This is a genomic window from Sulfuricurvum sp. RIFOXYD12_FULL_44_77 (genome assembly GCF_001830725.1).
Taxonomy (GTDB): Bacteria; Campylobacterota; Campylobacteria; order Campylobacterales; family Sulfurimonadaceae; genus Sulfuricurvum; species Sulfuricurvum kujiense_A.
The window spans coordinates 1-6,087 of record NZ_MIBU01000244.1 but is presented as its reverse complement, the minus strand read 5'-3'; the positions used below and the strand labels follow the sequence as shown (position 1 = coordinate 6,087).

The following is a 6,087-nucleotide window of genomic DNA, read 5'->3' as shown; positions in this document are numbered from 1 at the left end:
ATCTTCTCCATTAGAATAGTTTTTGAAACACTTGACTACAATATCATCCATATTAGGAGAAAATAATGAACCCGTTTGCCGATTTTAAACTCAATTTAGAGACCTTTATCACTGATCTCACTACCCTGATCGAGATCAATCACAAAACGATTGCCGGCTTGCTCGCAATCACGAACAAAACGTACGCCAATTTTGTCCGTCCGTTTGATCTGATGGAAGAGGATTTAGAACTCCTCTTTACCCCTCTTTCGCACATCAATGCCGTAAAAAACTCCGATGAAAGTCAAAAAGTGTACGCGGAAGCCCTCCCGATTCTCACCGATTACTCCACCTTTGTCGGACAAAATCTTGATATTTACGAAGCGTTTAAAGCGATAAAAGCTCAAGAATACGATAGTTTGAATACGGAACAGCGCCGTATCCTTGATCTCAATATCCTCCATTTCGAGCTTGCGGGTGCCCATCTGAATGAAGCTTCCAAAGAGCGTTTAGCCGAAATTAATTTGCGCAAAAGTACCCTCACCAACGACTTTTCCCAAAATGTCCTCAATGCCACCAATGCGTACGAGAAAATTATCACCGATGCAGCGGATGTGGCGGGGATACCGCAGAGTGATTTGGAAGATGCAAAATTTGAAGAAGAGGGTGTCACTAAATACCGTTTTACCCTCCAGATGCCCTCTTACATCGCCTATATGACCTACGGCCCCAACCGCGCTATTCGCGAAGAGCTGTATCATGCCTACACAACCCGCGCACCTCAAAACGGAGCCATTATCGATGAGTTGATGGCTCTTCGACAGGAGAGTGCAAAGCTACTCGGATTCGAAAATTATTCCGAATATTCCCTCGCTTCCAAAATGGCACCGAGTACCCATAGTGTTTTAACATTTTTACACGAACTGATCGGCGCTTCCCGAAAACAAGGGATGCGGGAACTCGAAGAGCTTCGCGCCATCGCACCGGAAATCGATCTCCAAAGCTACGATACCGCGTATTATGGAGAAATTCTCAAAAAAGCCCAATACGATATTGACGAAGAAGAGTATCGTCCCTACTTCGAACAACATAGCGTGATGAGGGGGATGTTCGCTTTTTTGAATGAACTTTTCGGCATCCGCTTCATCCGCCAAGAGATTGAATTGTGGGACGAGAAAGCAAGCGTTTACGATATTTATGAAGGTGATACACTCACCTCACGGGTCTATTTCGACCTCGAAGCCCGCAAAGATAAACGTGGCGGTGCGTGGATGCACAATTTCCAAACCCATTGCGAAGATACGCAGGGGTGCACCCATCTCTCCAGTGCTTTTGTCGTCTGCAACTTTCCCCCTTCTTCAGAAACCTCTCCGTCTCTTCTTCGTCATGATGATGTCGTCACCCTCTTCCACGAAATGGGTCATACCCTCCACCACCTCTTAAGTAAAGTCAAAGAGCATGGTGTCAGCGGAGTCAACGGAGTCGAATGGGATGCGGTCGAATTTCCTTCTCAGTTTTTGGAAAACTTCGCCTATGAGCCGAAAGTGCTGAAACTTTTTGCCAAACATTACCAAAGCGGTGATATTCTCAGCGACGAGATGATCGCCAAACTGATCCGAGCGAAAAATTTTCAAAGCGGGATGTTTATGCTCCGACAAATCGAATTTTCCCTCTTTGATTTCGAGCTCCATTCAAAACTCTATCAGGGAGAGGAGATTCAAAACCTGCTCGATTCCATTCGCGAACAAACAGCCCTTATCAAACCGCCTTCGTATAATAAATTCCAAAACGGGTTCAGCCATATCTTTAGCGGCGGATACAGTGCGGGGTATTACAGCTACAAATGGGCGGAAGTGCTCAGTGCCGATGCCTATTACGCCATCGTGGACGAAGGGGTTTTCGGAAGCGATCTCGCTAAGGCGTATAAAGAAATCATTTTGGCCAAAGGGGGATCTCAAAGTATGCAAGAGCTGTTTGTAGAGATGATGGGGCGGGAGTGCGACTCTAAAAATCTCCTTCGCCTTAGCGGGATTGAATAATGCGTCTTGTTTGGCTTTTGGTCGTAATGATCTCATTATTGGGAGGAGTCGAAGTGAAAATAGCAAGCTATAATGTCGAGAATCTGTTCGATATGAACACGGACGGTAACGAATACGAAGAGTATATTCCTAACGGCGACTCAGGATGGACCAATGAAATCTATCAGATAAAATTACGTAATACGGCGACAGTGATACAAGGAATCGGTGCCGACATCATTGGATTACAGGAGATCGAGTCGGAAATCGCCCTTAAAGATCTCAAAAGTCAGCTTAAACGCCAAGGATTTTATTACCGCTATCACGTTTTTGCCCGAAATAAAAAATCAAGTGTGAATGTCGCTCTTCTGAGCCGTTATCCGATCCAAAGCGCCCTAAAACACACCGTAAGCCATAATGGAAGATATCGTGATATTTTAGAGGCCAAAATCGATATCAATGGCAAGAGTTTAAGGGTATTCGTCAACCATTGGAAATCCAAAAGCGGCGGTGAAAGCAAACGTGTTCTCAGTGCCAAACAGCTCGCCTACCGTCTGGGTGAACTCTCAGAGGATGAGCCGTTTGTACTCTTGGGGGATTTCAACTCCCACTATGAAGAGTATAAAACTTTTCTCAAAAGCCGCCATCATAACGATACCGAAGGGATTACGGGAATCAATCATATCCTCCGCACCATCGACGATGAGGGGAATCCTGTTACCTACACAGCCCTTAAAAATAATAACGGATATCTGTACAATCTTTGGTATGAATTGGATGAAGCGAAGCGGTGGAGCCACCAATACCGAGGGCGCGGCGAAGGGCTGGACAATATGATCATCTCACCTTCACTGGCCGATGGTAAGGGGATAGAGTATGTACGGGGGAGTTTCAACCGCTATGATCCCGATTACCTTTTTTACAAAGGGAAAGTATACCGCTGGCAGCAAAGCCGCAAATATCCCAAACACCATTTAGGAGAGGGGTATTCCGACCACCTGCCGATTTATGCCCTTTTTCGGTTGTAATTCAAACTCGTTATAATAGCCGAATGGAAGCTAGCTCCTTAACACGATATCTACTCTATCAACTTTATCATGCGCGGTATTTGCTTCACACATTTGCGAAGAGTAAAAAAGAGGAACATCTTCACGAGTTTCGTATCGCCTTACGCCAAACGCGTTCCTTGGTCAAACTCTTTTTAGAAGATAGGCTCCCTTTTCCCGCACCCTTAAAAGCAGTGATAAAAGAAACCAATCCCCTTCGAGAGCTCGATGTACTTTTGAATTCACTCGATGCTTCAGAATACCCGAAACTTCTCAAACAGCTCTCAAACATACGTAAAGATACCGCTAACACCCTCATAACACAGAAGTTTATAAAACACGTCTCTATGCTGTTGGATCAATACTATAATCTGATTGCTCAGCGCAACCCGAATTTTATTTCAGACATCCTGATCGAGCGAGTTTTAGCCCACTATCAACATTGTCTAAACACCCATAACGCCCTAAAAGAGAATGCCAAACCGAAAACACTCCACCGCTTGCGAATCGAGTTCAAAAATGCACGATACGGTTTTGAATTTTTAGAGATAGCAGATATCTATCAAAGCCAAGAAGTTATCCAGCATTGTAAACAATTTCAAAATACGTTGGGAGCCATACAAGATACCATCAATCAAATTGATTTACTCAAAAAAATCTATCAAAAATACCATGCTGACGAAGTAAAAGAGCTTGTCCGAAAACGGAAAAAAGAGCTTCTACTGCTTAAAGACACCACGAGATCGGAGCTATCTGCATCGATATGAGATAATCATTCGACTGGCTAAACGGTTTTGAGCCGAAAAAACCCCGATACGAGGAGAGGGGTGAGGGGTGCGGTGCTTTGAGTATCAGATGTTTCTCTCCATCAATCAAAGCCGCTTTTTTCCCCGCCGGAGCACCCCAGAGGATAAAAACAATATGCTCTCTTTGATCACTCAATGTACGGATTACCTGATCAGTAAAACGTTCCCATCCCCGATCTTTGTGGGAAAACGGCTCACCGGAACGGACGGTAAGGAGGGTATTCAGAAGCAATACCCCCTCCGCAGCCCAATGGCTTAAATCACCGCTTTTGGGATACTCACATCCGATATCAGAAACCAGTTCTTTGAAAATATTTTGAAGGGAGGGGGGAAGCGGTACACCATGTTGTACGGAAAATGACAACCCATGAGCCTGACCTACCCCATGATAAGGGTCTTGCCCCAAAATGACGACTTTAACACTCTCAAAAGGGGTAGAATTAAACGCATTGAAGATATTGCTCCCCTGAGGGAAAATCATGTGGTGTTTTTTCTCTTCGACCAAAAAGGCTTTGAGTTCTTCCATATACGGATGAGAAAATTCAGCTTTTAACGACTCTCTCCAACTCTCATGAATACTCGGATTAGTTGCCATTATTTAAGAATATCATCATCAAAAATAACCATCTCATAAATACTGCGCTTGGTTACGAGAGATTTTTCGGGAGGTACACCGCTAGAGCTTCGCATTCGTGCCATCTCTGCACGTAATTCTATCAACTCTTGCTCCATCGCCTCCATCTTATCTTTGAGCCGAATCACCACATCGACTCCCGCGAGGTTTACCCCAACTTCGCGCGTCAGTCGTAAAATCATTTTTATTTTTTCGATATCACGCTGGGAATAGAGGCGAATCCGTCCATCGGAGCGTGAAGGGGCGATCAAATTTTCCCGTTCATATTGACGAAGGGTTTGAGGATGGATATCCAAAATCTTGGCAACAATACTGATCATATAAACCGGTTCGTCAAAATGGTGCATACCCTACTCCTGCGGCAATGATTTTTTCATTTGTTCAACTAAATCCGGATCGATTTTAGCGACAGGAGGCAATACGATATTCGCTTTGAGATACAAATCGCCGCGCACATTGCTCTGACGGTTCAATACCCCCATCTCTTTGAGACGGAAACGCTGGCCGTTTTTGGTGTTCTCAGGAACTTTGAGCGTTACCTCTTTTTCCAAGGTCTGTATCGCTACTTTTCCCCCAAAGAGTGCCGCATAGAGAGGGACATTAAACGTTTTAACAAGATTATCCCCTTCGCGTTCATACTCAGGGTTTGCGGCAACATCGATCCGTAGGTACAAATCACCGACTTGATTTCCCGCACGTTTTCCTTTTCCGCGAACACGGAGCTTTTCACCGCTTTTGATTCCGGCAGGAATTTTGATATCGAAATTCTCTCCTGAGAGGCCAATGGAGTGTTTGCCGCCCAATACGGCCACGGCAAACGGAACCGTCACATTGGCATCGATGTCAAGATTCATCCCACCGCCAAATCCTCCGCCGAAACCGCCTTGTCCGCCAAATCCTCCGAAACCGCCGCCGAAGCCACCGCCGCCGCCTTGACCGAAGATATTACGGAGAATATCATCCAAATCGACATTTCCCCCCTGCCCTCGGGCAAAGTCATGGAAGTTTTGTCCGCCGAACATCGAGTCACCGAACTGATCGTATTTGGCACGTTTCTCTTTATCGCTAAGAACTTCATACGCCGCATTGATCTCTTTGAATTTCTCTTCCGCTTTCGGGTCTTTGTTCACATCGGGGTGATACTGACGGGCAAGTTTTCGGTACGCTTTTTTGATCTCGGCTTCACTCGCACCGGGAGCGACTTCGAGAGTAGTGTATAAACTTTTAGACATAGTTGTATCCTGTTCAAATCATAGTTAATTATTTATCAAAAATTATAACAGAATAGTTGAGTCAAAGTCAATCAAGGTTAAAAAGAAGAGTTCGCAGGATAGGGTTTTAGAGAAGATACAAAGTTGCGCCATAGCGGCGCAATCATTCTTAGTGTAGAAAGTGGCGAACACCTGTGAAATAAAGAGCCATACCGTGCTCATCTGCCGCCGCGATGACTTCCTCATCACGAACCGAACCGCCCGGTTGGATAACGGTTTTGACACCTGCACCCGCCGCCGCATCGATCGAATCACGGAACGGAAAGAACGCTTCGGAAGCAAGAGCTGAACCGCTCACATCCAGACCCATCTCTTCGGCTTTGCGCAATGCAC

6 protein-coding genes and 1 pseudogene are annotated in these 6,087 nt (G+C 45.3%); 3 read left to right on the top strand and 4 right to left on the bottom strand.

Going from position 1 to position 6,087, the window contains the following annotated elements:
* Positions 1-65 precede the first annotated feature (65 nt).
* The 3 genes from A2517_RS08705 to A2517_RS08695 are packed head-to-tail and all read left to right on the top strand — an operon-like array spanning position 66 to position 3,810.
* Positions 66-2,018, top strand: coding sequence for a M3 family metallopeptidase (locus A2517_RS08705; protein WP_294896137.1), 1,953 nt, complete (start codon positions 66-68; stop codon positions 2,016-2,018).
* The gene (locus A2517_RS08700; protein WP_294896135.1) at positions 2,018-3,025 is read left to right on the top strand and encodes an endonuclease/exonuclease/phosphatase family protein; all 1,008 of its coding nucleotides are present in this window, start codon (positions 2,018-2,020) and stop codon (positions 3,023-3,025) included. The genes A2517_RS08705 and A2517_RS08700 overlap by 1 nt, the downstream gene beginning before the upstream one ends.
* A 23-nt stretch (positions 3,026-3,048) precedes the next feature.
* A complete protein-coding gene (locus tag A2517_RS08695) occupies positions 3,049-3,810 on the top strand; it encodes a CHAD domain-containing protein (RefSeq protein WP_294896133.1) in 762 nt (253 codons plus the stop codon).
* Here the strand turns inward: A2517_RS08695 and ung are convergent.
* From ung to A2517_RS08675, 4 genes and pseudogenes are all read right to left on the bottom strand, one after another.
* A complete protein-coding gene (gene ung / locus A2517_RS08690) occupies positions 3,770-4,375 on the bottom strand; it encodes a uracil-DNA glycosylase (protein ID WP_349681477.1) in 606 nt (201 codons plus the stop codon). The two genes, A2517_RS08695 and ung, sit on opposite strands and share 41 nt — an antisense overlap.
* A 68-nt stretch (positions 4,376-4,443) precedes the next feature.
* Complete coding sequence (locus A2517_RS08685) at positions 4,444-4,830, bottom strand: helix-turn-helix transcriptional regulator (RefSeq protein WP_294896130.1); 387 nt, start codon at positions 4,828-4,830, stop codon at positions 4,444-4,446.
* A 3-nt stretch (positions 4,831-4,833) separates the two neighbouring features.
* A complete protein-coding gene (locus tag A2517_RS08680; protein WP_294896128.1) occupies positions 4,834-5,715 on the bottom strand; it encodes a J domain-containing protein in 882 nt (293 codons plus the stop codon).
* Between the two features lie 148 nt (positions 5,716-5,863).
* Positions 5,864-6,087: pseudogene (locus A2517_RS08675) on the bottom strand (bifunctional phosphoribosylaminoimidazolecarboxamide formyltransferase/IMP cyclohydrolase PurH); the annotation flags it as partial.

What these genes read in the sequence shown, in the direction of transcription:
- A2517_RS08680 (WP_294896128.1), bottom strand. Translation starts at nt 5,715, where the DNA reads ATGTCTAAAAGTTTATACACTACTCTCGAAGTCGCTCCCGGTGCGAGT.
- A2517_RS08695 (WP_294896133.1), top strand. Translation starts at nt 3,049, where the DNA reads ATGGAAGCTAGCTCCTTAACACGATATCTACTCTATCAACTTTATCAT.
- A2517_RS08700 (WP_294896135.1), top strand. Translation starts at nt 2,018, where the DNA reads ATGCGTCTTGTTTGGCTTTTGGTCGTAATGATCTCATTATTGGGAGGA.
- A2517_RS08705 (WP_294896137.1), top strand. Translation starts at nt 66, where the DNA reads ATGAACCCGTTTGCCGATTTTAAACTCAATTTAGAGACCTTTATCACT.
- ung (WP_349681477.1), bottom strand. Translation starts at nt 4,375, where the DNA reads ATGGAAGAACTCAAAGCCTTTTTGGTCGAAGAGAAAAAACACCACATG.
- A2517_RS08685 (WP_294896130.1), bottom strand. Translation starts at nt 4,830, where the DNA reads ATGCACCATTTTGACGAACCGGTTTATATGATCAGTATTGTTGCCAAG.